Annotated in this window: 28 protein-coding genes; 18 read left to right on the forward strand and 10 right to left on the reverse strand. The window is 48.2% G+C overall.

The window, feature by feature from the left end; genetic code table 11:
* Positions 1-38: 38 nt before the first annotated feature.
* The 3 genes from AB1611_00240 (at position 39) to AB1611_00250 (ending at position 2020) form a co-directional block, all read left to right on the forward strand.
* A complete protein-coding gene (locus tag AB1611_00240; protein MEW6378012.1) occupies positions 39-1340 on the forward strand; it encodes a pyridoxal phosphate-dependent aminotransferase in 1302 nt (433 codons plus the stop codon).
* 36 nt (positions 1341-1376) lie between these two features.
* On the forward strand, positions 1377-1661 hold the full coding sequence (locus AB1611_00245; protein ID MEW6378013.1) for a hypothetical protein: 285 nt from the start codon (positions 1377-1379) through the stop codon (positions 1659-1661).
* 173 nt (positions 1662-1834) lie between these two features.
* A complete protein-coding gene (locus AB1611_00250) occupies positions 1835-2020 on the forward strand; it encodes a hypothetical protein (GenBank protein MEW6378014.1) in 186 nt (61 codons plus the stop codon).
* A 685-nt stretch (positions 2021-2705) separates the two neighbouring features.
* Here AB1611_00250 and AB1611_00255 read toward each other — a convergent pair.
* The 8 genes from AB1611_00255 to AB1611_00290 all read right to left on the reverse strand — a co-directional run bounded on the left by AB1611_00255 (position 2706) and on the right by AB1611_00290 (position 8713).
* Positions 2706-3497 (reverse strand): ABC transporter ATP-binding protein, encoded by a 792-nt coding sequence (locus AB1611_00255; GenBank protein MEW6378015.1) that lies wholly within the window; start codon positions 3495-3497, stop codon positions 2706-2708.
* Between the two features lie 6 nt (positions 3498-3503).
* Positions 3504-4322: an ABC transporter ATP-binding protein gene (locus AB1611_00260; protein MEW6378016.1), complete on the reverse strand. Its 819-nt coding sequence runs from the start codon at positions 4320-4322 to the stop codon at positions 3504-3506.
* 2 nt (positions 4323-4324) lie between these two features.
* Entirely contained in the window at positions 4325-5110 is a 786-nt protein-coding gene (gene cbiQ / locus AB1611_00265; GenBank protein ID MEW6378017.1) for a cobalt ECF transporter T component CbiQ, read from the reverse strand.
* Positions 5111-5185: 75 nt separating this feature from the next.
* Complete coding sequence (locus AB1611_00270) at positions 5186-5392, reverse strand: hypothetical protein (GenBank protein ID MEW6378018.1); 207 nt, start codon at positions 5390-5392, stop codon at positions 5186-5188.
* Entirely contained in the window at positions 5355-6002 is a 648-nt protein-coding gene (cbiM, locus tag AB1611_00275) for a cobalt transporter CbiM (protein ID MEW6378019.1), read from the reverse strand. The genes AB1611_00270 and cbiM overlap by 38 nt, the downstream gene beginning before the upstream one ends.
* Before the next feature lie 200 nt (positions 6003-6202).
* Positions 6203-6880 (reverse strand): hypothetical protein, encoded by a 678-nt coding sequence (locus AB1611_00280; protein ID MEW6378020.1) that lies wholly within the window; start codon positions 6878-6880, stop codon positions 6203-6205.
* Between the two features lie 129 nt (positions 6881-7009).
* Positions 7010-7819 (reverse strand): DUF4198 domain-containing protein, encoded by an 810-nt coding sequence (locus AB1611_00285; protein ID MEW6378021.1) that lies wholly within the window; start codon positions 7817-7819, stop codon positions 7010-7012.
* Between the two features lie 420 nt (positions 7820-8239).
* The gene (locus AB1611_00290) at positions 8240-8713 is read right to left on the reverse strand and encodes a Slp family lipoprotein (protein ID MEW6378022.1); all 474 of its coding nucleotides are present in this window, start codon (positions 8711-8713) and stop codon (positions 8240-8242) included.
* 127 nt (positions 8714-8840) lie between these two features.
* Here AB1611_00290 and AB1611_00295 point away from each other — a divergent pair, with 127 nt between their 5' ends.
* Positions 8841-9440 (forward strand): S24 family peptidase, encoded by a 600-nt coding sequence (locus tag AB1611_00295; GenBank protein ID MEW6378023.1) that lies wholly within the window; start codon positions 8841-8843, stop codon positions 9438-9440.
* A gap of 48 nt (positions 9441-9488) precedes the next feature.
* The gene (locus AB1611_00300; GenBank protein ID MEW6378024.1) at positions 9489-9785 is read left to right on the forward strand and encodes a zinc ribbon domain-containing protein; all 297 of its coding nucleotides are present in this window, start codon (positions 9489-9491) and stop codon (positions 9783-9785) included.
* 162 nt (positions 9786-9947) lie between these two features.
* On the opposite strand, the gene AB1611_00305 is transcribed toward AB1611_00300, so the two are convergent.
* Together AB1611_00305 and AB1611_00310 are read right to left on the reverse strand one after the other, a co-directional pair.
* The gene (locus AB1611_00305; GenBank protein ID MEW6378025.1) at positions 9948-10733 is read right to left on the reverse strand and encodes a hypothetical protein; all 786 of its coding nucleotides are present in this window, start codon (positions 10731-10733) and stop codon (positions 9948-9950) included.
* A 523-nt stretch (positions 10734-11256) separates the two neighbouring features.
* Positions 11257-12297 carry a dienelactone hydrolase family protein gene (locus AB1611_00310; GenBank protein MEW6378026.1) on the reverse strand — a complete coding sequence of 347 codons (1041 nt, stop codon included), beginning with the start codon at positions 12295-12297 and terminating at the stop codon, positions 11257-11259.
* A 302-nt stretch (positions 12298-12599) separates the two neighbouring features.
* On the opposite strand from AB1611_00310, the gene AB1611_00315 reads away from it, so the two are divergent.
* The 13 genes from AB1611_00315 (at position 12600) to AB1611_00375 (ending at position 26506) form a co-directional block, all read left to right on the forward strand.
* The gene (locus AB1611_00315; protein ID MEW6378027.1) at positions 12600-13652 is read left to right on the forward strand and encodes a glycosyltransferase family 9 protein; all 1053 of its coding nucleotides are present in this window, start codon (positions 12600-12602) and stop codon (positions 13650-13652) included.
* A 128-nt stretch (positions 13653-13780) separates the two neighbouring features.
* Positions 13781-14485: a response regulator gene (locus tag AB1611_00320; protein MEW6378028.1), complete on the forward strand. Its 705-nt coding sequence runs from the start codon at positions 13781-13783 to the stop codon at positions 14483-14485.
* Between the two features lie 82 nt (positions 14486-14567).
* The gene (locus tag AB1611_00325; protein MEW6378029.1) at positions 14568-17291 is read left to right on the forward strand and encodes a valine--tRNA ligase; all 2724 of its coding nucleotides are present in this window, start codon (positions 14568-14570) and stop codon (positions 17289-17291) included.
* Between the two features lie 88 nt (positions 17292-17379).
* Positions 17380-18210, forward strand: a complete 831-nt coding sequence (gene nadC / locus AB1611_00330) for a carboxylating nicotinate-nucleotide diphosphorylase (protein ID MEW6378030.1) — start codon at positions 17380-17382, stop codon at positions 18208-18210.
* Between the two features lie 120 nt (positions 18211-18330).
* Positions 18331-18588, forward strand: a complete 258-nt coding sequence (locus AB1611_00335) for an antitoxin (GenBank protein MEW6378031.1) — start codon at positions 18331-18333, stop codon at positions 18586-18588.
* Positions 18588-18989, forward strand: a complete 402-nt coding sequence (locus AB1611_00340) for a type II toxin-antitoxin system VapC family toxin (GenBank protein MEW6378032.1) — start codon at positions 18588-18590, stop codon at positions 18987-18989. Before AB1611_00335 ends, AB1611_00340 begins: the two co-directional genes overlap by 1 nt.
* Before the next feature lie 162 nt (positions 18990-19151).
* The gene (locus tag AB1611_00345) at positions 19152-19937 is read left to right on the forward strand and encodes a type III pantothenate kinase (GenBank protein ID MEW6378033.1); all 786 of its coding nucleotides are present in this window, start codon (positions 19152-19154) and stop codon (positions 19935-19937) included.
* 178 nt (positions 19938-20115) lie between these two features.
* On the forward strand, positions 20116-20814 hold the full coding sequence (locus AB1611_00350) for a hypothetical protein (GenBank protein MEW6378034.1): 699 nt from the start codon (positions 20116-20118) through the stop codon (positions 20812-20814).
* Between the two features lie 57 nt (positions 20815-20871).
* Complete coding sequence (locus tag AB1611_00355; GenBank protein ID MEW6378035.1) at positions 20872-22575, forward strand: Eco57I restriction-modification methylase domain-containing protein; 1704 nt, start codon at positions 20872-20874, stop codon at positions 22573-22575.
* Positions 22576-22647: 72 nt separating this feature from the next.
* Complete coding sequence (locus AB1611_00360) at positions 22648-22983, forward strand: hypothetical protein (GenBank protein MEW6378036.1); 336 nt, start codon at positions 22648-22650, stop codon at positions 22981-22983.
* Positions 22984-23392: 409 nt separating this feature from the next.
* On the forward strand, positions 23393-23647 hold the full coding sequence (locus AB1611_00365; protein ID MEW6378037.1) for a hypothetical protein: 255 nt from the start codon (positions 23393-23395) through the stop codon (positions 23645-23647).
* Between the two features lie 190 nt (positions 23648-23837).
* Positions 23838-25625 carry an N-6 DNA methylase gene (locus tag AB1611_00370; protein ID MEW6378038.1) on the forward strand — a complete coding sequence of 596 codons (1788 nt, stop codon included), beginning with the start codon at positions 23838-23840 and terminating at the stop codon, positions 25623-25625.
* Positions 25626-25648: 23 nt separating this feature from the next.
* Positions 25649-26506 carry a hypothetical protein gene (locus AB1611_00375; GenBank protein ID MEW6378039.1) on the forward strand — a complete coding sequence of 286 codons (858 nt, stop codon included), beginning with the start codon at positions 25649-25651 and terminating at the stop codon, positions 26504-26506.
* The last annotated feature ends 50 nt before the right edge of the window (positions 26507-26556 follow it).

Below are 26556 nucleotides of genomic sequence, written 5' to 3' on the forward strand. Positions count from 1 at the left end.
AAGTGACAGTGTTTTATCAGAAGGGAGAGTATTCGAAGATGCGTACTAACATTGTTCATATCGGTGCCGGAGAGCTCAGTTACGAGATCCGGGGGATCGTAACCATAGCTCAGAAGCTCCAGAGACTGGGAATTAAAATCATCTGGGAAAATATCGGTGATCCTGTGGCCAAGGGAGAAACCATTCCTGACTGGATAAAATCCATTGTCCATGACATCGTCCAGCAGGATTGCTCTTACGCCTACTGTCCCACCAAAGGTCTTGACCATACCAGAGAGTACATAGCTGCGTTAAACAACAGCCGGGGCGGAGCCCAGATCACAGCGGACAATATCCTGTTTTTCAATGGTACAGGCGATGCCATCACCAAGGTTTACAATCTTCTGAGACGGGAGGCACGGGTCATCGGCCCTTCGCCTGCCTACTCAACCCACTCTTCGGCTGAGGCTTCCCATGCAGGGATGCCGCCAATTACCTATAAGCTTGACCCTGAGAATAACTGGTACCCGGACATCGATGACCTGCGGAACAAGATCAAGTATAACAGTGCCATCTCCGGCATATTGATTATCAATCCGGATAATCCCACTGGCGCGGTTTACCCCAGGGAAATCCTTGAGGAAATGATCGGGCTGGCTAAAAAATATGACCTTTTTGTCATCTGCGATGAAATTTACCAGAATATTGTTTACAATAATAAAGTAAATGTTCCTCTCTCCCTGGTGATCGATGATGTCTGTGGCATATCCCTGAAAGGGATATCCAAGGAAATCCCCTGGCCCGGCTCCCGGTGCGGCTGGATGGAAGTTTACAATGCTGGCAAGGATCCGTGCTTTGATCGCTATATCGAAAGTATTCTCAATGCCAAAATGGTGGAAGTATGCTCCACAACCTTGCCTCAGAAAGCTATCCCCAAGATCATGCAGCATCCCAACTACCGAAGCTATCTGACAGAAAAAAATGCATTTTACGAGCAGGCTTCCAATCTTGCCTACGAAATTCTCTCTCCCCTGCGAGATATAATTATCGTCAATAGAACCAACGGGGCTTTTTACATGAGTATCGTTTTCCGGGAGGGTGTATTAAAACCCGGCCAGCGACTTCCGATCCCCAACTCGATGGTTGAGGAGTTTGTGGAAGGACTGGTAGTCAATGTCCCTCTTGATAAGCGATTTGCCTACTTTATGCTGGCTTCAACAGGAATCTGCATTGTTCCGCTTTCCTCCTTTTGCACCGATCTGTTCGGTTTTCGGGTTACCCTTCTTGAGAAGGACCCTGCTGTCTTTCGCTCTACTTTTGAAACCCTGAAAGAGAACATCGATCGTTATGTTCACTCATAATGCCTTTATCTTCAGGCTTTGTAATGCCGAGGAGGAATCCCCATGACCGCTGACGAACTGACCATAAATTATGAAGAAGATGGAACGGTGAAGGTGAAAGAGCTCGATAAGGTCTTTCTGTCGAAAGGGGCCTGGACCACCATTATGTTCCTCTATCAGGAGCTCGACACCCGGACTGGTCAGATGAGTGAGCCGAAAATTTCGATTCGACGATATAAAAAGTCCGGTGATGTCTACCGGCAGCAGAGTAAATTCAACATCACGAATCAAAAGCAGGCTTTCCAGATCGTTGACTGTATTAAAAAATGGTTTGGGACGTGAAAGCCAAAGGGTAACTGTTTCCCTGAAAAAACCTGCACAGGCAGTGAATTCTGATTTTGAGTGATAAGTTCTTAAGTAAGGATTTTTCAGAATTATGCCGATATTATTCTTGCAGTAACAATTACCATCAATGGGAATATTCCCGGGTTATGTTAGAATAAGCAGGAGGAATTATGCGTTACCTGTTGGGAAACTTTATCGAAAAAATAAGCTTAAAAAGCAGCCGATTAAAAATTATTGATCATTCCACGTTTCACCTTCTCCATTTAGAAAGAATTCCCCAGGAAAAGAAAATCCTTAAGACCATCGCGAATAAAGACCGTTATAACCTGGAAACCTATTCACTGCAAAACAGATAAAAACATGGGGAATTGAGCACAACTACTCAGGCTGAGAGAAAATTAAAGTCCAGCAGGGGATATCTCCTCATTTGCTATGAGGGAGGGGCTTATTCGCAAGCCTCTCCTGCTGTTTGAAAATAAGACAGGATGTCAGATTAAAATTTATACAGAATTTTAAAATCTATACAGAATTCCCAGACTATCCCGTGCTTTTTACCCTGAAAAACCATCCATAATTTCTCCTCACTCCGCCCTGTATCAGGGTCTGCACCACTTATCTCTGCATTTTGGAAGACCTGGAATATTTCTTGAAATACTCAAATCCAGCTCTTGAAATTACTGCTACGGTCATACGAGCTACAGCCCTAAAACAGCAAAACGCGGGGTAGTCAGAAAAGGGCATTGAGGGAGAAAAATCAATGCTGAGTAATACCACTCTCGGTGTACTTGCTGCTTTGTTTTCCATAGGGATTTATGCTGGCGTGCTCCTGGCCGGTTATTTTGCCGGTACCCTTTTGAAAAATTAGGAGGTAATCTACGGGGTCGCAACGTGATCAAACGGTTTTCCACTGGTAACTTTTATGACTGTCTGAATAATTCTTATGAATTATGAATAAGGTTCCAAGGCTCTTTTCTGACTACCCCTGAATACCAGTAAGCTGGAAAAAGAGCATGGTCTTTACCGGGATGGAGACCACGCCGATCAAGGCTGCTCCGTCTGAAACCGTTCAGGATGGATGGCGCGGCAGCACTTGCATTTAAACCGGAAATCCAGGCCGTGCTCAAGAATCAGATTCCGGTCAAAGAAGAAATCCTTCATCGAGCAATCCCGGATAATCTGGCCGCTGACCATGATCACTACCCGCTGACAGATCTGAAAGAGGATAGGCAGATCATGGCTGATAATGATCTTGGTGCAGGGCAGGGAATTAATCAGGTCAAGGAGCACTTTTTCGTTCTGCGGGTCCAGATTGGCTGTCGGCTCGTCCATGATCGCTACTTTGGGATGCATGGCCAGAGTGGCGGCAATAGCTACCCGCTTCCTCTCACCACCGCTCAGATGATGAGCGGGTTTCTGAAGAAGGTGATAAACATTCATGGTCCGGGCTGATTCGGCTACCCGGGCCTGAATTTCCCGGTCTGACAGTTTCATGTTAATTAACCCGAATTCGATCTCCTCCCTGACAGTCGGACAAAAGAGCTGATCTGCGGGATCCTGAAATACCAGGCCGACCAGGTCACGGATGCGGTTCAGGGTGCGGGTGGAAACTTCGATGCCGTCAACGGCGACTGAACCGGACTGAGGGAGGTGAATGCCGATGAGGTGTTTGACCAGGGTCGATTTTCCTGCCCCATTCGGGCCGATAATGGCCACGGATTCTCCCTCGCGGATCTCGAGGTTAACACCATCCAGGGCCTTTTTCTGATTTCGGCTATAGGCAAAGGAAAGATCGTGGACGTGAATCAGCGCTTTTTGAGTCCTGTGAGCATCCATAGGTTATCATACACAGCTTGTTGAAGGTTCGGAAGTTTTTTCCATCGGGTACTCCCCGGTAAGGTAGTGATGATGGTCACGGTCCTGACAGCAATCGCACCGGAAGGTAAAATCCAGCCCATTGTTTCTGAGCAGATCGACATCGGAAATAAAGTCTTTCATGGAGATAATCTGATCTACCTTTCCCCCCTTCATGATGACCACCTTTTGACAGGTTTGATAAAGAATGGGCAGATCATGACTGATCAGTATCATGGTAGCGGGGAGGCTGCGAAGGATATCGGTCATGATGGCTTCGTTTTTCGGATCGAGGTTACTGGTCGGCTCATCGAAAATCATGATTTTCGGCCGCATGGAGAGAACCGTGGCCATAGCTGCCCGCTTTCGCTGGCCAAAGCTGAGATCATGGGGTGGACGGTCCATCAGCTCCAGAAGTCCCATTTTATCCAGCGCCTCCCGAACCCTCTGCCTGACGAGTCCATCTTCCATGTCCATGTTGATTGGCCCGAAGGCCACGTCATCGTAAAGCGTAGAGCAAAAGAGCTGACTGTCCGGGTCCTGGAAGACCATGCCCACCCGTGCCCGGATTTCCTTGAGGTTTTCCCTGGTAACCGCAAGGCCATCGACCATGATCTCTCCTTCCTCAGGCCGATAAATGCCATTGATATGCTTGATCAGGGTAGACTTGCCCGATCCGTTCTTTCCTACCAGGGCAATGGTCTCACCCGCAAAGACTGTAAGGTCCACTCCTCGTAAAGCCACAGTTCCGTCAGGATAGGTGTAGTGAAGGTTTTTTATGGTAATTATCGGCGTTTTCTTTTCCAAGATCAGAACCCTCTGAAAAACCGGTCAAAGTAAATAATACCGAAAACCGTTATAAAAATCAAACTGCTCTTTATCAAGTCCCGGGGACGCGTCCGATAGTCAAAGCGGGTTTTCAGAGTACCCGTATACCCCCTGGCCAGCATGGCCTGGTAAACATCCTCAGCCCGCTCGAAACTTCGCACCAGCAGCGTACCGACAAAATTCCCATAGGTCTTCAGGGTATGAAAATTGGTGGAGGGAGTGAATTTGCGAACCCTCATGGCCAGGGACATACGCTTTAACTCAGCCAGAAAAACAAAAACGTACCGGTAAGAAAAAAGGATCATCTGAATAATGCTGTTTGGAACCTTCAGATGCTCAAGGGCCTTGATCGATGTATCGAAGCGGCTGGTGCCAAACATGGGGACCACCAGGAGAACTATGGATACCGCCTTGAGATATACCCTGCTGGCCAGAACCAGCCCGCGGGCATTGATTTCAAGAAAACCCAGGTGCGAGAAAAAGTACAGGGTATCACCCGGCTGTGCCTTGATGGTCAAGGGCATGACGAGGAAGAAAGGACCGATGAAGGTAGTCACTGCAGCCAGGCGCTTCAGGGAAAAGGAGAGGGGAATTCTGGTCAGCCGCAGCACAATGCATGATATCAGAAGGCAGCCCAAAATCGTCGGCAGACGCTGGGCTGAAGAAATGGTAAAGGCAAGAACGAGCAACGACAGGATTTTCAGGCGGGGATCCCAGGAATGGATCGGGGATTTCAATTCCCAGTAACGATCGATATCCGGCCTCATGACTCTATTCCCTTGTGCATGACTCAGTCTCCTTCGTGGTGAGTTTATTCCGGGTAATAGCGCTCCTGCCGAGGCTCAGTGATCGTTGTCCTCGTGGTGAAAAATTTCAATAATCCCCCAGGTGATCAGGGCAATTCCGAGAAGAACGAAAATGAGATAATAAGTTGGCAACTCGATACGGGTCACTCCCAAAACCTGGCTGCTCTTTTCAAGAGCATAAACCACCTGTGCCCCTCCGGGAAAATCAAGAATCGAGAGAAACAGAAGAATTAAGGCAATCATTTTTCAATCTGACTCCAATAAGGTCTGGTTTTACTTTCAAGAGAAAAGCCACGGCGACTCCGGTCACCGCAGCCTCGATGATTATTACTGGTACATGGGCGGCCAGGGCAACCTTGGCCACGCCCAGGAAATTTTCCCCTGCTGTGACAAGAAGTAAAGCAAGTATTATGCCAGCCAAAAGCGTTCCCAGTGCTCCGCACAGGGCACCGGCAGCGATGATCAGCTTGCGGTTGTTCGAGCGCCTGACCTGATGGAATATCAAGCCGGCAGTCAAAGCCGGGATCCCCATCATCAGGGTATTGGCTCCGATCGTGGTCAGCCCTCCGTGCTGAAACAAAAGGGCCTGGAGGATGAGGCCGAGCATGATTGACGGAAAGGCCATGGCTCCCAGGGTAACTCCCACAAGACCCGGCAGGATCAGGTGCACACTGGTAGGTCCAAGGGGCACACTGATGATCGAAGCTACAAAAAAAACCGAAGTCATGACCGCAATCTTGGGAAGGTCCTCAGATTCCATCGTTTTCCTGATACAGATGGCTGCTGCCCCGATGGCGACCAGGTAACCTCCGATGCAGACCGGATTGGATAATACTCCATCAGAAATGTGCATAACCGCTCCTTATCAAATTAGTGGCCAGTGGCCAGTGGCCAGTGGTCAGTAAGAAACTGAAAACTGGTAATTTCTCCGCTCATGTGTGTTATGCAGCACACAGGTAAAAACCTTCAATCCCGTCATTCCCGCGAAGGCGCGGGAATGACAAAGAATGAATGCAGTGGCTATCCCGGATGAGCGAGCTTCTTTTTCAAGGCTTAGGCCTTCTTCTTGGTAAAGAACAGTATCAGGCCAACGAGGCCGAAAATATAACCGATCCCGCCAAAAATCTGAGTAGGAGATACTTTTTCCTGCTGGGCCCTGGCCAGCTCCCGAATGATCGGAGCCAGCTTCTGGTCCAGGGACTGATCGATAATTTTTTTGATTTCCTGGACATCCACCTGCCCGGAGGCCGGGCCGGTACTGACTTCGGCGCTGGCAGGCTGGCCGCTCTCCTGCGGGGCTGCAACTTCGGATGTCCCCTGGCCGCCCTGAACAGTGCCTGACCCGCCTGCCGCTCCTTCAGTGGATGCAGCGGTGCCGGTAATACCCGACAGTTCTTCGGCTGAGAGGAGGTAGCTGTTCTTATGGCCCATGGTGGCAATCAGGACGATCTTTAAATTATCCTTCTTGGGAGGGACAAAATTGAATTTTCCTTCCCTGTCGGTGGTGCCGGTGAGAAGCTTGTTCTCCTGACTGTCGTAAATCTCTATGGTTCCTCCCTCAACTTTGCGGCCATCGGGAAAGTAGCTCTCCGTATAAACCTGATTTCCTTCCACATAAGCAAAGATGTTCACTTTATGGGCAAAGGAGGTTGAGCTTATGATCAGCAGGATGAAGGTGAAGGCTGCAAATCCGAGGAACTTTGTGCCTTGAGCAGCGAGGAATTTGTTCATAGATTATCTCCTTCAAAAATGCAGTCCTGGTGGGGCATATGCTGCCCCACCATTCTGTAAGGCATTGCATCATTCATGAAAGATAATTGCATCATTCATGAAAGATAAATGTAAGACAGGTCATGTCCTTTATTTCATGGCTGCGGCTTTTACCCAGTATACGGCACCGATTTCGACGGATTTTGATTTGCCGTCCGGCCCCTTGATTTTCTCAGAACCCTCGTTGAGGGCGGCAAATCCCCACCATCCAGCTTTGGGCATGGCGTAGGTGAACACACCATTTTTGTCCGTCTTGACGACCTGGGTTACATAGGGATCGGAAGGAGTTGGAAGAACTCCACCTTCGGCAGCTTCATTGAGATATTCGACCTCCACATCACAATTCGGGACCGGCTTGCCATCAACCAGTACTAAGCCGGTAAAGACATTTCCTGCCCAGAATCCGTAGGGTCTGGTCAGAGGAACGATTTCCGTTTTTAAGCCTACCGGCTTATCCCATCCCTCTTCCAGTCCCAGCGCATCGACACAAACCTTGGTGTAGTGGATGATAAAACAGTCCTCAGCCGGTTCCCAATAGGGGGCAGGTTCAACATAAAAGGTATAGTCACCGGGTCTCTTAATTGTATAATCGGCTTTCCAGAAGGTAAACTCCTGTTTCTGGTCTGTCCATTTTCCCCTGGCAGAATTCAGACTGCCCAGAAGATCGCTTTTCTGGCCGCCAACCATAACCCCGAACTGCTTGGGTTTGGCCATTTCCATGTAGTGTCCTTCGTGGGGATGAATGAACTTTACTTCGAGCTGGATGGTCTTTTTATCCTCCTGGGTGATGATATCATCCGAAGGTTTTACTACTCCGAAATGGGCAGAAGCCAAATTGGCTGCCAACAAGGCGAATACCAAAACACTGATACTGAAACCTGCTTTTTTCCCTTGGTTCATGATGAACTCCCCCAATAGGTTTTTCATAGTCAATATTCCCGTTTTCCGGAATTGTCTGGATAGAAACGCCACCATACCGAGAATTAAACCCTGCCTGATAGATTATCTTGCTCAGACCACCTCCTTTTTCGAAAAAAAAACCACGAAAGTCCTTACTGCATTTTTATCAGGACCTTCGTGGTTCCTATTTTTTATCGATACTAAAAGCGTGTACTGACCTGCCCTAATGGAAAAAACTCTTGTTTGTCACGCTGGCTTCCTGCCAGCATTTCCTTCCACTGTACATACAGGCTGAATTAATTATTACCTCGACTCAGGAATTCTGTCAAGGGAATTCTTCAATCTTCAGATGTTCCCCATCTTGTATGAAAGCCTCCGTAACTCCCCTCCCCCCTGAGGGGGGATGCCTGGGTGGGGGTGTTAGTAATAATAATACTGGCTTATTTCATCCGGCTTCCAAAGGTGTATTTCCCGGGCATTCAAGTACGGATAACGATATTCGATTTTGCCAAGTGGCATTACTTTCTCTCCCTCGATAATTCCGGCAACCGTAATTATTTCCCCTTTTCCGTAAACAGCCGGATCCAGAAACCCCTGATAAATTACCAGGAACCGCCCTTCGGGCTTGCTGTCTCGAAGTGGCTGCTCAGAGCGGTCAAGAGGTTTTTGCAAAACTGTTACCAGGGTACCTTCCGGCAGATTCTGAGTCTCGATAATCTGCCCTCCCCAGATCACCATGATTCCCCGGTATCGTTCAGGATTTTGAGCGATCCACTGAAACGGGATATTTTTAGCAGCCAGTCTGCGGGATTCATGCGAGATCACATGGGCACACCCGGCGATAAGGAGAGCCACGAGGGTAAAGAACAGGAGAAACCTGTTATGTTTTTTCATCGTAACTTCACCTCCCTAGTTCGATTATAGCACCTTTTGATGGTTTCAAGGTAGAGACAAGAGAAAATTTCACCAGTGGCTCTTTTTCCTCTTGACATACCACTCGTACGAGTGGTATTTTTGACGAATGAAAGATCTGACTCCTATCCAGAAGTATCTCTTAGGGATTATTCAGCAATATAATGACGAAGGAAAGCCTGCTCCGACCTACCGGGAGTTGTGCCGTCAATTCGGCTGGACATCCACGGCCACAGTCAGAGATCATCTGAAGGCTCTGGAAAGAAAAGGCTATCTTCACTTATCAGGGGGGCGCGCCCGTTCTCTCGAAATCGTCCGCTCACCCGGCAAGCTTCTGCTTGAATTCTCTCTCTCTTCTCCGATATCTGCTCATCCTCCTGATGATGCAGGAGGGTTTCACATTGTAAAAAACAACCGGAAATGCTATGCGGTCCGGGTATCTGACAGTTATGTGGAGGAGTTTGGCATCGGACAGGGAGACCTGGCCGTCATTAATACGGAAAGGGATTTCAGGGAAGGGGATATTATCCTGATTGAGTTCGACACCGACCAGGTTTTTCGGCGGATTCAGATGCAGATGGGGCGAGCCGCGCTCTATGATTTTCTTACCCGGAAAACAGAGAGCTTTTTAGCCAGTCAGGAGCATGTTATCGGTGTTGTAGTCGGGTTTATCAGGTATCTGAATATAGATTTTTTCAACAATAAGTAAGGTAAAGCGCACAAGCTGTAACATAATATAACTTTAATGGAGGGTAAAATGCCGGTATACGAGTATAGATGCAAAGACTGTGGTTGTACTTTTGAGGCTGAGCAGCGAATTATTGATCCGCCTCTGAATGCCTGCCGGATGTGCGGCGGATCTGTCGAGCGGCTTATTTCCCGCTCCTCTTTCGTCCTGAAGGGAGACGGGTGGTATGTATCCGAACATCCTTCAACCGCCAGGAAGAAAGCCCTGGAAAAGGAAAAGAAGCCGAATGGCACATCGGACAGCACGGGTGGAGACAAGATCAAAGAAGCATCATCATGCCCGGCTCCGACCGCAACTCCAGCTTGAATCAGGGACCAGTAAAAGCAAGTGGTCAGTGAAGAGGAGTTAAAAGGCAGAAAGACCGATAGTCCTTATCGAGAATCGAAGATCGGGGGCTGGCGCATTCTCTGTGCGCCAGCCCCCGATCCCTTTACTGCACGGTGTCTGTTTTTCAGCTCTTAAGCGAAATCATACAACAGGTGCACCCAAGGTAGCATTAAAGCTTCCGGTATCGATAACCGAGGAGCTATTCGTCATGGTATAGGTACCGGTCATGGTCGTGGTTGAGGTCAGTGTGCCGACTATATCAAGACCAATGGTCTGGCTGCCGATACCAATACCTGCTCCATCGAGGAAAATCTGGGCGTTCAATTGAGTACCAGTAACATCAACCAGGGCTCCAAGATAGGGGTTACCCAGCAACTGGACGTAGCCGCTCAGAGTTCCAAAAAGCGGGTCCGCGACCAGGTTAAGAGTTATGGGGCCGTTGACCAGGCCTGATGTCCAGGTTCCTGACCAGGTACCGGTCTGCTCAGTACCTGCCGGAACGCCAGCATTAAATAAATTGGGGAACAGAGAATTGTACAGCCCGGCCACGCCAAGCATCGGAGCGATTTGCAGGAAAGGCACCTGATAGGATAATCCTGTTCCTGTCGGGATCGAATAATACATATTCTGTAACCCAAAGGGATTGTACAGGCCGCCATACAATCCGCCATAGAGGCCGCCGCCGTACAGTCCATAGAGGCCGCCGTACAGGCCATAGAGGCCGCCATAAAGGCCGCTCATGCCATAAAGGCCGCCCATCAGGCCATAGAGGCCGCCGCCGTACAGGCCATAGAGGCCGCCATATATTCCGCCATACAATCCACCCAGGCCATAATAGGCATGGGCTGTTCTCTGTAATCCAGCAAATACCAAAACGACTAAGAATAAGGGAACCATCAGGGAAATTTTAACCTTAGACAGACTCATAGCAGGACATTCCTCCTTCTCTCCCAACCCGCAGTTGTAAGAACATGAATATGCAAATACTTGTTATACTGGAGAAACATAAGAACATAGAGTATAGATACAATTGTATTGCGCGGATACTCACCTCCTTAACCTGATCTGAATTAAATACTGGCTCCTGTCTGAAATCACAAGCAGCCAATAATCGAGCTATAATGGACCTCCAGCAAATTAACTCTCCGGAACCATTTTTGGCATTGATTCATAACAGGGATAAGCAACTTCCATGCCTGAAAGAAGATAGGCACAAACAAAAAGGATGATGAAAGGATCATACGCGGAAAAGCCTTGCAGCCCATAAAAGTCTTAACCGCTCGAAAGAGACACTACCAGAATAAAGCAAGCAGGACCAAGGGAAAGGGATCATGAAAGAAAAGGTCAGGATAGGACCTGACAGGGGGCAGGGTGGAACTTGGTTCAGGATATCAAAGGGTTGCAGCAGCATAAAAAGTATGTGGCGAGTGTATAAGCTTTACATATTCTTTTATCGAGTCTGGAAAAACTGATTGAACCAGGGGAGCAACTGGTCGCCGTAGAACCGATGGCCGCCCTCTCTGATGACCAGTTTTACCTTGTCTGCATTTCCCGACCGGGTGTAGGCATTGTTAACCTGCTCGAAAGCTGTCCTGGCCATTTCAGTCGGAAATTCCCGATCGGGGGTTCCGTGCTCGATGAGTAATGGCCGGGGAGCAATCAGGGCTGCCACGTCGGCCAGTTCGCCAAAGGTTTTGATGCCGGGGATATAGTTGTCGGTACTCTGGCGCACGGCCATGATCGTTCCCTCGTAAGTGCCAAAATAGCAACTGATATAGGAAAGCTTGATTCTCTCGTCGATGGCGGAAAGGTAAAGAGCGAGTCCTCCGCCCATGGACCATCCAACTACGCCGATCCGGTCAGGATCGGCCTGATCGTGATTTCGCAGGAAGGTGATGCATCGCAGCATGTCACTCAGCCTCTCTCCGGTCAGAGATTTCCCGATCAGCAGAAGATTCAGCCCTGCCGGATCTTCAAGCCGCCATATATCCTGTGAGTACCGGACATCGGGAATAAGCGCCATATAGCCATTATTGACCAGGGTATATCCATAATTAATATTGAACGGAGATGGAGTTATGCCGGCAACATTTTCCTTGGTGGAATGGTGGCCGTGAATGCACAGGGCGGCTGGCAGTTTCCGGGAAGTTGAGGATTTGGGGATAAGCAGATAGGCAGCCAGAGGTTCACTGTTTCCCTCGCCGGTAAACTCCAGGAGTTGCTCCGTGTAGGTCGCATGATCGGTTGTTTTCTGGATCTGAATGCGGGACCAGGCTGTAGCTCCCGATGGATTCAGGATCGCTTTCAGCTTCTTTCGCTGCATGGTTTGCTGGGAGACAAATCCGTTGAGAGCGGCCTGGTAGAGGCTGTATTTGCCCTCAATCAAAACTCCCAGGCCAAAGGCGATTATTGCCAGGAGAAGAGACAGACCGGTCAGGCCGGTCCTGGGTTTTGGGGTTGCCGAAGTTTTCTGGTGGTCTTCTTTTTTCAATTTTTTCCCATTCCTTTTCAAGATTAACCACGATCAATAACTATATCAGAAAACGATGAGCAAGACAAATTGATTTTTTTCTCTTCTGTCCTGCTATTTCTTTAACATAAAATCAGTGCTGAATTCGGCAAAGAATTGCATACCCTTCTCCAGTGTTTTGATTATTGCTTTTTTCCCCGATTGCTGATAGAATAGCAAAAGCGCAGCAAATTATATAAGGAAAACAATCAACTATAGACTCTCACCGGGACCTCAGCGGGGTTTTTCACTTTTTTCGGCTCATTTGGGTTGTGGTGTACTATATGCAGAATTGGGAAACTTTACGGCGATCAAGGATTGAGAACATTCTGATAATCCGGTTGTGGTCGGCGGCTGAGATTCTGGCTGCTACTCCGCTGGCCAGAGTTCTTCGGGATTGCTTCCCTGAAGCCCGCATCAGTTTTTTGCTGGAAGAAAGGTTCTCGGAGCTTTTAGCAGGCTGTCCCTTTATCGATCAAATCATCTCCTGGCGGGTACGGGGAGAGCAGCAGACGATAAAAGAATTTTTTGATCTCTACCGGAAAGTAAAAAAGCAGCACTATGATATAATTATCGACTTGCAGGGAGAAAAGCGAAGCCGTCTGCTCACCTTTTTAAGTCGCGCTGGGTTCCGGATAGGATACGAATCGCCGGACCGGGGCGGCAAAGCCTATAACATCAGGCGGGAGGTTTCCCCAATCAAGAAGCACCTGGTTTTATCCTATCTTGATCTGGTCAGGGAATTGATAGGATGCAGCGGCAACCCTTTGGATTTAAGCCTGTTTGTGGCCCAGGACAGGGAGAACCAGACAGTGCCGGCAGCTCAGGATATCCCTGAGGGGGGAAAAAGAGTCCTGATCCATCCTGCGGGGGAAAGACCAGCCGAGGTCTGGCCAGGCGAGAAATTTGCCCAGTTGGCAGACCGCCTCATTCAGGAATATGGAGTCAATATCATCATTGCAGGTTCGGATGAGGATGGAGACCGCGAAAGGGTCAAACAGATCAGCCAGTTGATGTCACTGGCGGGCCATATAACTTATCATTCTACCTGGCGGCAGTTAATCTCTCTGCTGAATACCGTGGATATTTTCGTCGGTCACGACAGCGGCCCGATGCATATAGCCGCTGCCTTGGGGAAGCGGGTAGTGGCCCTGTTCGGGCCTTCTGATCCCAGGGTGCGGCATCCCTGGGGAAGCGGGCATGAAGTGGTCTGGCATCAGTTCCCCTGTTCTCCCTGTGACCGGAATGACTGCTTCAAGGGAGCGGGAGGTTGTATGGCCAGCATCGAAGTAGCCGAGGTGCTGGAGGCAGTGGCTGGATTTTTGAGCAATGCATAAGCAGTCAAAATTTTAAAGATAAAAGACAGAAGACAAAAGACAAAGATATCACCAAAGACACAGAGGCACAGAGAAAAGGAGAGAGTTACAAATTCCTGTGTCTTTGACATAAATGCGGGGAGAAAGAGATGGGGCAAAAGATTATTCTCGTATTGGATTCAAATCCGACCATTCAAAAGATTATCGGATTGGCCTTTGCTGACACTGAATACCAGGCCATATCCCTGAATGTGAATCTGGCTTCAGCCGAGGATGCTCTGGAAAAAATTCATAACATTTCGCCCCACATGATTCTCCTGGATATGGATCTGCCTGGCATTGGAGGGAAGAACCTCTGCAGGAAAATTAAAGAGGATCCCTCTTTGACCCATTTGCCGGTGATTTTACTGGTTCGGGAGCTTGACAGATACCCGCTCGAAAATTTTCAGGAGTATGGCCCGGCAAGGGTCCTGGGAAAGCCCTTTGAATCCGCTGATCTGATCCGGGTGGTGGATGAGTGCTTCCATCCGGATAAGCGGGGAGATACTGCCGACCGGCTGCCGCCGGCCGTAAGCCTCGATGTTGAGAAGTGGCTTCGTCAGGTTATCGAAGACAAGGTGGAAGAATTCCTCCAGGCTCATCTGGAAGAAATCATTGCTGACCGGGTGGACAGGTTTCTGCAAGGTGATTCCTGTTCCCGCCAGCTTCAGGCAATTTTCACCGAGGAAGGCGTTACCCGGCGCATCATGGAGAATTCTAAAAATATCATTGAAAATATTGCCGGAAAGGTTGTCCCTGAGCAGGCCAGGGTGATGATTCAACGGGAAATTGATCGGATTAAAAATGGCGGATAACCTTAATCAGGAGCCAGAAGCCAGGAGCCAGAAGAAAAGCATGAATTCTGAATTTCGAACCAGAGGAGGACAATTACTTTTTATGGAGAACGAATCCTTATCGAAAGCATATAACCCCCAGGATATCGAAGGGAAATGGTTTACCTTCTGGATGGAGAATGGCTTCTTCAAACCCGACATGGAAGACCCGGGCAGGGAAACCTATTCGATCGTCATTCCTCCTCCGAATATTACCGGATCACTGCATATCGGACATGCCTTGAATAACACCCTGCAGGATATTCTCATCCGGTGGAACCGTCTTTCGGGGAAGAATACCCTGTGGCAACTGGGCATCGATCATGCCGGCATAGCCACCCAGAACGTGGTCGAGCGGCAGTTGGCCGCTGAAGGGCTGCGCAAGGAAGACCTTGGCCGGGAGGCCTTTGTTCAGAGGGTCTGGAAATGGAAAGGCGAGTCGGGCGGCACGATTGTCGAGCAGCTCAAGCGGCTTGGCTCATCCTGCGACTGGGAGCGGGAGCGGTTTACCATGGATGAGGGGTTATCCAGGGCTGTGCGGGAGGTGTTTGTCCGCCTGTATGAGGAGGGGCTGATTTACCGGGGTGATTACATGATCAACTGGTGTCCCCGGTGCCGGACCGCTCTCTCGGACCTTGAGGTGAATTTCGAAGAGCAGGAGGGGCATCTGTATTATCTGAAATATCCTCTCCTGGCCGATGAGAGCCGGTCGATCACCGTGGCTACCACCCGGCCTGAAACCATGCTCGGAGATACGGCCGTGGCTGTCCATCCGGAGGATGAGCGCTATGCTGATTTGATTGGCACAACCATCCGTCTTCCCCTGATGAACAGGGAGATTCCGATCATTGCTGACACCCGCGTGGACCGTCAGTTCGGCAGCGGGGCAGTCAAGGTAACTCCTGCCCACGATTTCAATGACTTTGACATGGGCAATCAACACCGTCTGCCGATGGTCAAAGTAATCGACGAGCAGGGGAATATGACTGCTGAGGCCGGTAAATACCAGGGACTGGACCGGTTTGCCTGCCGGAAAAAAGTGCTCAAGGATCTGGAATCGTTAGGCTACCTGCTCAAGACCGACGCCTACCGCAACGCTGTAGGCCACTGCTACCGCTGCCAGACGGTTGTCGAACCCTTGATTTCCAAACAGTGGTTCCTGAAAATGAAGCCCCTGGCCGAGCCGGCCATCGAGGCGGTGAAAGAGGGGCGGGTCCGCTTTATTCCCGCTCATTGGGAAAACACCTATTTCGAGTGGATGAATAACATCCGGGATTGGTGCATCTCCCGCCAGATATGGTGGGGCCACCAGATTCCTGCCTGGCACTGCCAGGATTGTCAGGAGATTACCGTAGCCAGGGAGAATCCTTCTGCCTGCCGCTCCTGCCACAGCACCAACATCAGGCAGGAAACCGATGTCCTGGACACCTGGTTCAGTTCCGCCCTGTGGCCCTTTTCAACTCTCGGCTGGCCGGACCAGAGCCGTGAGCTGGCGCTTTTCTATCCTACCTCGGTCCTGGTTACGGCCTTTGACATTCTGTTCTTCTGGGTAGCCAGAATGATCATGATGGGCCTGAAATTCACCGGCACTGTACCTTTTGCCGATGTGTATATTCATGCTCTCATCCGGGATGAGCACGGCCAGAAGATGAGTAAATCGCGGGGCAATGTCATCGATCCTCTCATCATGATCGATCGGTACGGCACCGACCCTTTTCGGTTCACGCTCGCGGCTCTTGCTGCTCAGGGAAGGGATATCTGCCTGTCCGAGAAGCGGATCGAGGGCTACCGTCACTTCTGCAATAAGATCTGGAATGCCTCTCGATTCGTACTCATGAACCTGACTGATTTCGATCCCGCGATATCGATTGCCCAAATGCCCCGGATGCAGGGTCTGCCCCTGTCCGACCGGTGGATACTGAGCAGGGCGAATAACCTGATCATCCAGGTAGATCAGGCCCTGACAGAATATAAATTCAACGATGCGGCCAATGCTATTTACCAGTTTTTGTGGCATGAGTTTTGCGACTGGTATATCGAGCTGGTCAAAGGGAGATTCTTCAGCCAGACCGATACCCGGTCAAAGGCCCTGGCCCAGGCTGTCCTGGTCAAAGTCCTGCGGGACACTCTGGTTCTCCTGCACCCGATCATGCCCTTTATTACCGAGGAAATCTGGCAGCAACTGCCGCCCCGCAGTGAGGATAACGGCAGGGAAGCCGCCAAGCAGTCGGGCTATACTGAGGCTGCCGCCAGTATTATGGTTGACCGCTGGCCCGTCTTTGACCCGTCGCGGGAAGATAAAGAGGCGGAAGAGAAGATGGGCCTGATCATGGATGTGATTAAAGGCATCCGCAATGCCCGCGCGGAGATGAACCTGCATCCGACCCTCAAAGTTGCGGTTCTGATCAAAGCCAGGGGAAGCGAGCAGCAGGATATCCTGTCAGAATACAGCGGATATATCGAGCTTTTGGCCCGCTGCGATGGCGTCCGGATTGCCACGGATCTTGAGAAACCCAAGAATTCCGTGTCTCTGGTAGTCCGGGACATGGAAATCTATATTCCCCTCGAAGGACTGGTCGATTTCGAGGAAGAGCAGAAGAAACTGCTGCGGGAAATCGGCAAGATCGACGAGAAACTGATCTTCCTCAACAAGAAGCTGGCCAATGAGGACTTTATTCAGAAAGCACCAAGCCACATCGTGGCCAAAGAGCGCGAGGCGGTGGAGCTTTTGAATACCCAGAAAATCAAGCTCCAGCAAAACCTCAAGCTGATCTCAGTCGAGGGGTGAAAGAAGTGGTCAGTGATCAGTGGTCAGTGGCCTTAAAACAGGCAATAGGTTTCCCATTCTGACCAGGGAAGGGTAAAGGATAGACGAGATGTATCTGTCGCTGAAAGATCAGATCATTATTCTGGCTCTCCAGGAGGACATCGGCCACGGTGACCTGACTACGGAAAGCATTGTCGCGGCAGAAAGGCAGGCAACGGCAAAAATTCAGGCCAAGGAGGAACTTTTGCTGTGCGGCCTTGAGGTTGCCGCCAGAGTCTTTTATCTGCTCGATCCCTCGCTCCGGTTTCAGGCCAGGGCCTGCGATGGGCAACGGGTGCAGGCTGGAAGAGTAGTGGCCGAGATTGCAGGAAGCGCCAGAGCATTATTGACTGCCGAGCGTACGGCCCTCAATTTCCTCCAGCGCCTGTCCGGGATTGCCACCAAAGTCGCTCAATATGTGGACTTGCTCCAGGGAACCAAAGCCCGCCTGGTGGATACGAGAAAAACCACGCCCGGTCACCGGGACCTCGAAAAGTATGCGGTCCGCTGCGGCGGAGGGCACAACCACCGCTTTGGCCTGAGCGACGGTATCCTGATCAAGGACAATCATCTGAAAATCGCCGGAGGAATCGAGCAGGCAGTCCGGCTGGCCAGAAAAGCCGCTCCGCACCTGACCAGGATCGAGGTCGAGGTCGATTTCCTGGACCAGATCGATGAGTGTCTGGCTGTCGGAGTGGATTGCATTCTGCTCGATAATATGAACCCTGATGAATTGCGCAAAGGAGTAGAGCTTATCAACCGCCGGTGTCTGACCGAGGCCTCCGGCGGGATTCAGGGAGAGAATATCCCTGAAATCGCCGCCACCGGCGTGGACCTGATCTCCGCAGGAGCCCTGACCCATACGGTCAAGGCTGTTGATATCAATATGGAGATTGTCTAGGGGGGTGTGAGGATCTTTTCGGGGAAAATTGACATCCTGATTATGATGCCCTATGATAATTCCAAGGGAAAGCAAAGGTAATATCACAGCTTAAAACGAGAAGCAACGAGGGCAGTAAGAATGAAAACAATTACCGTGAGAGGTATCGATCCTGATCTTGCAGCGAAATTAAAGCAGGTCGCGTCTGAGCAATCCAAGAGCATTAATCAGATCGCTCTGGAGACATTGAAAAAGGGTTTAGGTCTGGAACCACAGGAGAAATTAGCCAAAATTTATCATGACTTGGATCATCTTTTCGGAAGCTGGACAGAAGAAGAATTCACGACTATTGAAGATAAAATAAACCGCGAAAGAAAGATTGATGAGGAGTTGTGGTAGTGCAGGAGTTGCTGATTGATACCAATATCTATGCTTATGCTATGAAGGGTGATCCAGAGATAACTTCGGTCTTACGCCGATGTTATAAAATTGGGATTTGTGCTATCAGCATCGGAGAACTTTTATCCGGATTTAAAGGTGGCAGTAAGGAAGAAAAAAACAAAGAAGAATTGAAGCAATTTTTAGACTCGCCACGGGTTTTTCTTTACCCTATCGATGAAAATACTGCTGAATTTTACAGCTCCGTTTTGAGTGAGCTGAGAAAAATAGGCAAACCAATACCTACCAATGATATCTGGATAGCATCTGTGGCCTTCCAATATGGGCTCAAGGTATTTACCAGAGATGCTCATTTTAGCCATATTTCCGGTCTGATGGTCGTTGGAATTCGATCCCAATAGAGCACATGAACGTAGGGTGGGGGCTTTTCGCCCCACCAAATACTGCACGCGATCCCATCACCAATCCTAACTGGCCGCGTTTTTAATGTGCAGTGTACTGAGATTAATGTGCAGTGTACTGGGAGCTGTGTTTATATGTATGGATAGGAGAGTAGATAACCAGTGCTGTTAGTCATTGATGTCGGAAATACCAATATTGTTCTGGGAGTGTTTCGGGGGGATGAGCTTTGGGGGCAGTGGCGTATCTTTACCAACAAAAGCAAGACATCCGATGAGATCGGCCTCCTGATGACCCAACTGCTGGCTACCAGAGGGATTAATAAGGGAGAAATCTCCGATATCATTGTCTCCTCGGTGGTTCCCTCGATGGATGATGCCCTCCTGAGATCATGCCGGGACTATTTTACCCTTGAACCCGATTTTGTGCGGCCAGGGCAGGAAGAATACCTGTCCATTGCTTATGAAAAACCCGCTGAACTGGGGGCGGACCGGGTAGTCAATGCGGTAGCTGCCCTCCATCTGTATGGAGCCCCGGCCATTATCATCGACTTTGGAACCGCTACCACGTTCTGTGTGCTCTCGCGGGAAGGAAAATACCTTGGCGGCTGCATTTTCCCTGGAGTGCAGATTTCTTCATCCGCCCTGTTTAAGGCTGCGGAAAAGCTGGTCCCCGTAAAGATCGAGGAACCTGCCAGGGTCATTGGCCGCACGACCACAGGCGCTATTCAGTCCGGTTTTTTCTGGGGATTTTCAGCCATGGTGGAAGGACTGATAGCCAAGATTACCGAAGAGTTGCAGGATACCCCCCTGGTTATTGCCACCGGAGGAAATGCCCACCTTTTTCAGCGCGGATGTCCGGCTATTGACGTGTTCGACGAACAGCTCACCCTGAAGGGACTGCACATTATTCACCAAACCAAGCGGGGGCTGGAAGGCATGCCCCACTGATCCCACTGCCCACACTGATCAGGTTTCGCTGACCAGAGAGAACCTGCTGGTACTTTCAGTATTTTCATTCCTACCGCTTGGTGATATGATTATCGATATTACAGCATGTGGACGGGGAGTGCCTACATCTTTCCTCCAGATGTAAGCTCTCCTTCAAAACGCTCTATGGAGAAAAAAGATGAAAAAGGAATATTTTGAGATATTATTGGAAGACATTAAAAAGGACATAGGCTTGGTAGCAGAGAGCTATCAAACTCTGGATAAAAAGATTGATGATGTCAAGAATGAGCTTAATCAGAAGATCAATGATACGCAGGATTTCATGCGAGCTATGTACAAAGGTTTGGACAGGAAGATAGATCAGACGGCTGAGATGTTAGATAAGAAGATTGATCAGACTGCTGAGAGGTTAGATAAGAAGATAGATCAGACTGCTGAGAGGTTAGATAAGAAGATAGATCAGACTGCTGAGAGGTTAGATAAGAAGATTGATCAGACGGCTGAGAGGTTAGATAAGAAGATTGATCAGACGGCTGAGATGTTAGATAAGAAGGTTGATCAGACGGCTGAGGTGTTAGATAAGAAGATAGCTCAGACGGCTGAGATGTTAGATAAGAAGATAGATCAGACGGCTGAGGTGTTAGATAAGAAGGTTGATAAATTTTCGGAGAAGCTAGATAAACTAGATAAAAAGGTAGATAAGACAACGGGGAGCTTAAGCAAGAGAATAGACCAATTGGATGAGAAGATGGATATCCTCCATAAAGAGTTAAAAGGAGATATTCAGAGAGTGGAAACCAAGGTAGATAGGATAGCTGATACCTATACGAATCATGAAGAAAGAATAACTTCTGTTGAGAGAATAATCCATAATTGATTTTAGGGTTTTAGTGTCTGGCTGAAAATTTAAGATTTAGAAAGAAAAACTGTCCAAATGGTTTTAGGAAGTATAGATAAGATTGAGAGTAGCTTGGTTGATTTCGTTGAGAAATTAACAGACGAATATATCCAGAACAGTGACCTGCGGGAAAGAAAATCCAAAAGACAATTCTTTACTCCGCCACAGGTAGGCATATTTATGGCAAACATGTTTACTATCAGTAAGTCTGATATCCATTTGCTGGATCCTGGGGCAGGAACGGGGATGCTCAGTGCAGCCTTTTGCTGCCGTATCTTGAACCTGGATAGACCGGTCTCCCTCTCGATAGATGCCTTTGAGAATGATCCGAAATTAATTCCGGTGCTTGATACGGTATTTGGAAACTGTAAGTCGGAATTAGAAAAAAAGGGGCATACACTTGTATACAATATCACTCAGAAAGATTTTATCCTGAATAGGGTTAGCCTCCTTAAACAGAAAAGCCTTTTTGAGGATAGCAGATCGCCTCGTTATGATTTCATTATTTCCAATCCTCCTTACTACAAGCTCAACAAAAGCTCACTGCAGTCTCAGCTCATGGATGAATTTACCTCTGGACAGCCGAACATCTATGCTTTCTTTATGGCATTATCCTTGGAAATGCTCAAACCTGGCGGGCAGATGGTTTTCATCACGCCGAGAAGCTTTTGTTCCGGGCTGTATTTTAAGAAATTCAGAAAATGGCTTTTACAGCACAGCCGGATAACTAATCTCCACATATTTGAATCAAGAAGCAGCGTCTTTGATAAGAACGAGGTTTTACAGGAGAATATCATTATAAAAATTGCTCGCAATGATAATACCGAGCATACTGAGCATACTCAGCATACCGAGCAGCCAAAAGAAGTTGTTGTTTCAACGAGCAAAGACAAGTGCTTCCATAGTCTGGAAGAAATAAGAATTGACTATGAAGATGTTTTGCAGAGAAGGAATGGAGATATATTCATAAAAATTCCAGCCAAAGAGACTGATTTGAGGGTCCAGCACATCGTGAATTCCTGGGATCATACGCTGAAAGATTTAGGAATGAAAGTCTCCACAGGCCCTGTAGTCTCTTTCCGGGCCAAAACCTATCTCTCCCCGGAGTTTATCGATAAAAGGACAACATCACCCCTTTTATGGATGCATAATATCCAGGGCATGGACGTGATCTGGCCATTAATAAAGAAAAAGAAGGAAATGGCAATCAAGATAGAGGAGAGAACAAGACCCCTTTTAGTTCCAGCAGGTAATTATGTTCTCATAAAAAGGTTCAGCTCTAAAGAACAGAAGAGAAGGCTCTATGCGGGTGTGTTATTGAAATCGGAATTTGATTTTGAAAAGATTGGTATAGAAAATCATCTCAATTACCTATACAAATGTGACGGAATGCTCTCGGTTGAGGAGGCGTATGGTATCGCCGGCATCCTGAATTCGTCGCTCATGGATATATTCTTCCGGATGATAAACGGCAATACTCAGGTGAATGCCGTGGATATTTTAAACCTTCCCCTGCCTTCGATCGAATTGGTAAGAGAAATAGGAAGGTTGATTAAAAGGGATAAGCCACCAATAGGCAGGGAATTGGATATGGCTGTTGCGGAGGTGTTAGGCATAGATGGAAATCTGGCTGAAATAGTAAATGGCAAGGCCCAAGAGCATGACCGAACTCTACCAGAGGTGGTCACGGCTTACCAAATCACCAAGAAGATCGAAAGATACTGGGAAAAAGGGATATGAAGGTCATATATGACCAGAAGACTGATCCTATGACTATCATCTTCGTAGAAGATGTATCTATAGCCGAGAGCGATGAAGATAAACCGGGAGTTATCCTGGACTTATGATGCATCAGGAAACTTGGTATCACTGGAAATCCTCGATGCATCCCGCCGGATAAAGTCACCAAAACAGATTGATTATGATGATGCTGTTGAATTATTTAACCAGAAAAGGTTCAATAGCTCTGCATCAAGGGCGTATTACGCATCTTATCAAGCCATGTGGTCTGCTTTAGGTGATCCCAAAGATGGAGAGAGTTGGAGGCATCTTGCTATAATAAAGCACTTTGTGAGGGGATACCGGTTTGAATCAAACCATCCCAAGACAGGGCCAGGTCTATTGGAAGACAAACGCGACTGCCTTTAAGGCGAATGGCACTTACATAAGCCAAGCTTATAATATAGAGAGGACACAAAGCACACAGGGAAAAAAGATCTCCCGCAGAAGACGCAGAGAACAACCAATCCGGCAAGGTCCTGATGAAAGTCGGGATATATCGATGTGTCAACGGCCTGGAAGCAAGCAAAAAGTAAAAAGGCACAAGGAGGAACTTGTTTTACTTTTACTTTTCAATGATATCCTCTGCGTCTCAGCGTCTCTGCGGGAGAATTACTAATTCTTATGTAAGTGCCATTCCCTTTAAGGCGGCTTTACTCTTATAGGATAAGGAGTGATTATGACGTCGTAGATATTGATCAGCATAACTTAAAGGAATTACTAAAGATAGTAGAAGAGGTAATAAGTATTATTGCCGAGAAGGGAAGATAAACACAAGATGGCAGAGGCAATAGCAATTGAAAAGAGTCTGGCAAGGGCAGTTACAAAACTGGTAGACTCTCTTCATCAGAAATATCCAGGAATAAATATAAAGCCTATCCCCAGCTATGAGGATGAGGATTTTACGTTTGAGATAGCGATTCCCAAAGATATCCCTATTGATCAGGTCGAGGAAACTTGTCATAGGGAATGTATCAAGATTGAAGATGAATACGATTTATTTATCCTTCCCAAGGTTGTTTATAAGAAATAGCCTCAATGGCTGACATATTGCGGTTCGTTAACCAGCAGAAGAAATTATTTATAATCCTCCTGAAATTGAATACTTAACAATACCCAACGCGCTTCAATGGCGATTACACAGTATATAGCCATATCATCGATAAGGCCGACCTGGTTGATGATGTCATAGTGTCATGATATCTCATGAGCCAGAATTTATTATGTACAAGCATACAAAGCCCAAAGAGAAAGCCCGAATAGAATTTGGAGATTTTCAAACTCCGCAGGAGTTGGCTTTCCTGATTTGCAGGTTTCTCAGGAGCACGGGTATTGCGCCTTTATCGATAGTCGAGCCAACTTGTGGACAGGGCAGTTTTCTCATCGCTGCCCTGGAGACTTTTACCTCGGCCAGCCAGGTGCTGGGGATTGATATTAACAGCTCCTATCTCAATAAGGTACGCGATAAGTTATTGAATCATCCATTCTCAGGCAAGGTCGAGCTCAAGCACGGGGATTTTTTTGCCCTGAGATGGAGAAACATAGTAGACACCTTGCCTGAGCCTTTATTGATAATAGGAAATCCACCCTGGGTAACGAACTCCGAATTGGGAAGTATCGATGGCGGGAATCTTCCCTTGAAGTCTAACTTTCAACATCATGGAGGACTTGACGCCATTACGGGTAAAAGTAATTTCGATATCTCGGAATGGATGCTGATTCAATTACTTACCTGTATCAGGCATAAACAGGCGATACTGGCTATGCTGTGCAAGACTGCTGTTGCCCGTAAGGTTCTCAAGGATATGTGGCAGAATAACCCTGGGATAGCCAATGCCGCAATCTATTTGATTGATGCAAAGAAATACTTCAATGTTTCTGTCGATGCATGTTTGCTCATATGTCATGCCAATAAAAGGCAAGTTACTATGGATTTTCTCCATTTCCCCTACTATAAGGGCTCCCTGTTTCTCGATGAGGAGGGTGGAAATAGCCATCACCCCCACCCAACCTCCCCCCTCAAGGGGGAGGAGCCCAAAGATGCCCCCCCTGACACAGGGGCTCCCTGCCTCAAGGGGGCGGGGGGGAGGGAAAGCTCTCTCCTTAAGGGAGATAGCCAAGGCCCTCCCCTCAAGTGTGATGGTGAATGCTCCCACACAAGATTGGAAACATCTGAAGTTTCCAACCATGCGTATGTCTATCCGTGTCTTACCCAAAACTCACCCATTGCAGCCATTGGTATCAGAGATTCCCGGCTCATCGCTGACATAACAAAATACACCCGGTGGAAGCATCTTGAGCTTGAAGGGGAGGAGTTGTATACATGGCGATCCGGGATAAAGCATGATTGCAGGAAAGTGATGGAACTCATCCAGGAGGAGAATTCCTATAGGAATGGCTTAGGTGAATGTTACGACCTTGAGGATAACTGTATCTATCCATTCCTCAAAAGTTCTGACCTTGGCAGGCGGGAAGATAGTGCTTTTTGCAAGGATGGTGCTTCTTGTATTGTTCCTCGTTGTTGGGTTATAATTACTCAGGAATTTGTCGGGCAGGACACTTCCACTATCCGCCATAAGGCACCAAAAACATGGCGTTATTTAGTAGACCACAGGGATTTCTTTACTCAGCGTAAGAGCTCGATTTATAAAAACCGTCCCCCTTTTGCTATTTTTGCCATAGGGGATTATGCATTTTCACCCTGGAAGGTAGCGATATCCGGGCTCTATAAAAAGCTTTATTTTGTTGTCATCGGCCCCCATGCTGGTAAACCCGTTATGGTAGATGATACCTGTTATTTTATTTCATGCCACAGTGAAGGTGAGGCTAACTTGATTGCAGAGTTATTAAATTCATCTCCTTCGCGTGAGTTCCTGTCGTCGTTCATATTTTGGGATGCAAAAAGGCCGGTTACAGTCGAAGTTCTCAGGCGAATAGATATTGTTAAGCTTGCTGATGTCTTAGGCAGGAAGGAAGAGATTGAATTTTATTTAGGCAAGAAGAAACAATAGGGTTTGGAAGCGGGAGTTATCGAATGCGGGAGTACAAGGATAGAGTCAGGGAGTATTTTTCGCATAAGAAGGGGGAGGGATTGATTCTTTCCCCAATCAATTGGCTGGTGATTGAAAAATGGGAGAAGATGGGCATCCCTTTGCATGTTGTTATCCAGGGGATAGATAAAACCTTTGAGCATCTTCGCTCAAGCGGCCTTCAGCAGAAAAAGGTTCACCATCTTGCCTATTGCGAACCGGAAATCATGAATTTATGGAAGGCGCATCAGAAAAAGAGCTATATTGGATCGGGCACCCATAATGAATCAGGTATCCAGAACGGATCAGGTATCCATGACGGATCAGGCAATCAGTATGAAGGAGCAGCCACCCATGTGGATCAGATGCAGCAGAGTTCTGGTGAGGAGCAAAAAAAGCTTCGGGAGTATATTGACCGGAGGATATCCCTGGCAATCAGGGAGATAACGCGGGCAATGGAAAAGCTGAACAAAGGCGCAGGCAGCAGCCAGGGGGCTGATGCCAGTATGGGCCAGGAGTCCAATTCCGGCGAGCCACTGACAGATGTTTTTGGCCGCATCGTTGGTGATATCCACCTGGAAGAGGAGTTAGCCAGTCTTCAGCAGGAAATCCGGGCATGTCACCGCATTGACGCAGAGGCAATCGAAAAGCGGCTGCAGGGGCTGGACGAGCGGCTTGTGCAAGGTCTCCTGGATGCTCTTCCCGCAGATAAAAGGGATGCTCTTCTCCTGGCTGCCCAGAGGCAGACCCGAAGGTATAAAAACCAGATGGAAAGTGATGCTTATCAGGAAACGGTTCGGGCTTGTTCCATTGAACTTCTGAGGGCAGAGTTAGGTATCCACCAACTGAGTCTTTATCAATGAGCGGGGTTACCTGCAACGAAGCTCGATTCGATATAAATGAGGATTGATCA

This window comes from bacterium (assembly GCA_040755755.1).
Lineage (GTDB): Bacteria > SZUA-182 > SZUA-182 > DTGQ01 > DTGQ01 > DTGQ01.

Excerpts from the sequence above, each read along its gene's own strand:
- AB1611_00240 (MEW6378012.1), top strand. The coding sequence starts at position 39 with ATGCGTACTAACATTGTTCATATCGGTGCCGGAGAGCTCAGTTACGAG.
- AB1611_00250 (MEW6378014.1), top strand. The coding sequence starts at position 1,835 with ATGCGTTACCTGTTGGGAAACTTTATCGAAAAAATAAGCTTAAAAAGC.
- AB1611_00255 (MEW6378015.1), bottom strand. The coding sequence starts at position 3,497 with ATGGATGCTCACAGGACTCAAAAAGCGCTGATTCACGTCCACGATCTT.
- cbiQ (MEW6378017.1), bottom strand. The coding sequence starts at position 5,110 with ATGAGGCCGGATATCGATCGTTACTGGGAATTGAAATCCCCGATCCAT.
- AB1611_00270 (MEW6378018.1), bottom strand. The coding sequence starts at position 5,392 with ATGATTGCCTTAATTCTTCTGTTTCTCTCGATTCTTGATTTTCCCGGA.
- cbiM (MEW6378019.1), bottom strand. The coding sequence starts at position 6,002 with ATGCACATTTCTGATGGAGTATTATCCAATCCGGTCTGCATCGGAGGT.
- AB1611_00280 (MEW6378020.1), bottom strand. The coding sequence starts at position 6,880 with ATGAACAAATTCCTCGCTGCTCAAGGCACAAAGTTCCTCGGATTTGCA.
- AB1611_00285 (MEW6378021.1), bottom strand. The coding sequence starts at position 7,819 with ATGAACCAAGGGAAAAAAGCAGGTTTCAGTATCAGTGTTTTGGTATTC.
- AB1611_00290 (MEW6378022.1), bottom strand. The coding sequence starts at position 8,713 with ATGAAAAAACATAACAGGTTTCTCCTGTTCTTTACCCTCGTGGCTCTC.
- AB1611_00295 (MEW6378023.1), top strand. The coding sequence starts at position 8,841 with ATGAAAGATCTGACTCCTATCCAGAAGTATCTCTTAGGGATTATTCAG.
- AB1611_00300 (MEW6378024.1), top strand. The coding sequence starts at position 9,489 with ATGCCGGTATACGAGTATAGATGCAAAGACTGTGGTTGTACTTTTGAG.
- AB1611_00305 (MEW6378025.1), bottom strand. The coding sequence starts at position 10,733 with ATGAGTCTGTCTAAGGTTAAAATTTCCCTGATGGTTCCCTTATTCTTA.
- AB1611_00315 (MEW6378027.1), top strand. The coding sequence starts at position 12,600 with ATGCAGAATTGGGAAACTTTACGGCGATCAAGGATTGAGAACATTCTG.
- AB1611_00320 (MEW6378028.1), top strand. The coding sequence starts at position 13,781 with ATGGGGCAAAAGATTATTCTCGTATTGGATTCAAATCCGACCATTCAA.
- AB1611_00325 (MEW6378029.1), top strand. The coding sequence starts at position 14,568 with ATGGAGAACGAATCCTTATCGAAAGCATATAACCCCCAGGATATCGAA.
- nadC (MEW6378030.1), top strand. The coding sequence starts at position 17,380 with ATGTATCTGTCGCTGAAAGATCAGATCATTATTCTGGCTCTCCAGGAG.
- AB1611_00335 (MEW6378031.1), top strand. The coding sequence starts at position 18,331 with ATGAAAACAATTACCGTGAGAGGTATCGATCCTGATCTTGCAGCGAAA.
- AB1611_00350 (MEW6378034.1), top strand. The coding sequence starts at position 20,116 with ATGAAAAAGGAATATTTTGAGATATTATTGGAAGACATTAAAAAGGAC.
- AB1611_00355 (MEW6378035.1), top strand. The coding sequence starts at position 20,872 with ATGGTTTTAGGAAGTATAGATAAGATTGAGAGTAGCTTGGTTGATTTC.
- AB1611_00360 (MEW6378036.1), top strand. The coding sequence starts at position 22,648 with ATGAAGATAAACCGGGAGTTATCCTGGACTTATGATGCATCAGGAAAC.
- AB1611_00365 (MEW6378037.1), top strand. The coding sequence starts at position 23,393 with ATGGCAGAGGCAATAGCAATTGAAAAGAGTCTGGCAAGGGCAGTTACA.
- AB1611_00370 (MEW6378038.1), top strand. The coding sequence starts at position 23,838 with ATGTACAAGCATACAAAGCCCAAAGAGAAAGCCCGAATAGAATTTGGA.
- AB1611_00375 (MEW6378039.1), top strand. The coding sequence starts at position 25,649 with ATGCGGGAGTACAAGGATAGAGTCAGGGAGTATTTTTCGCATAAGAAG.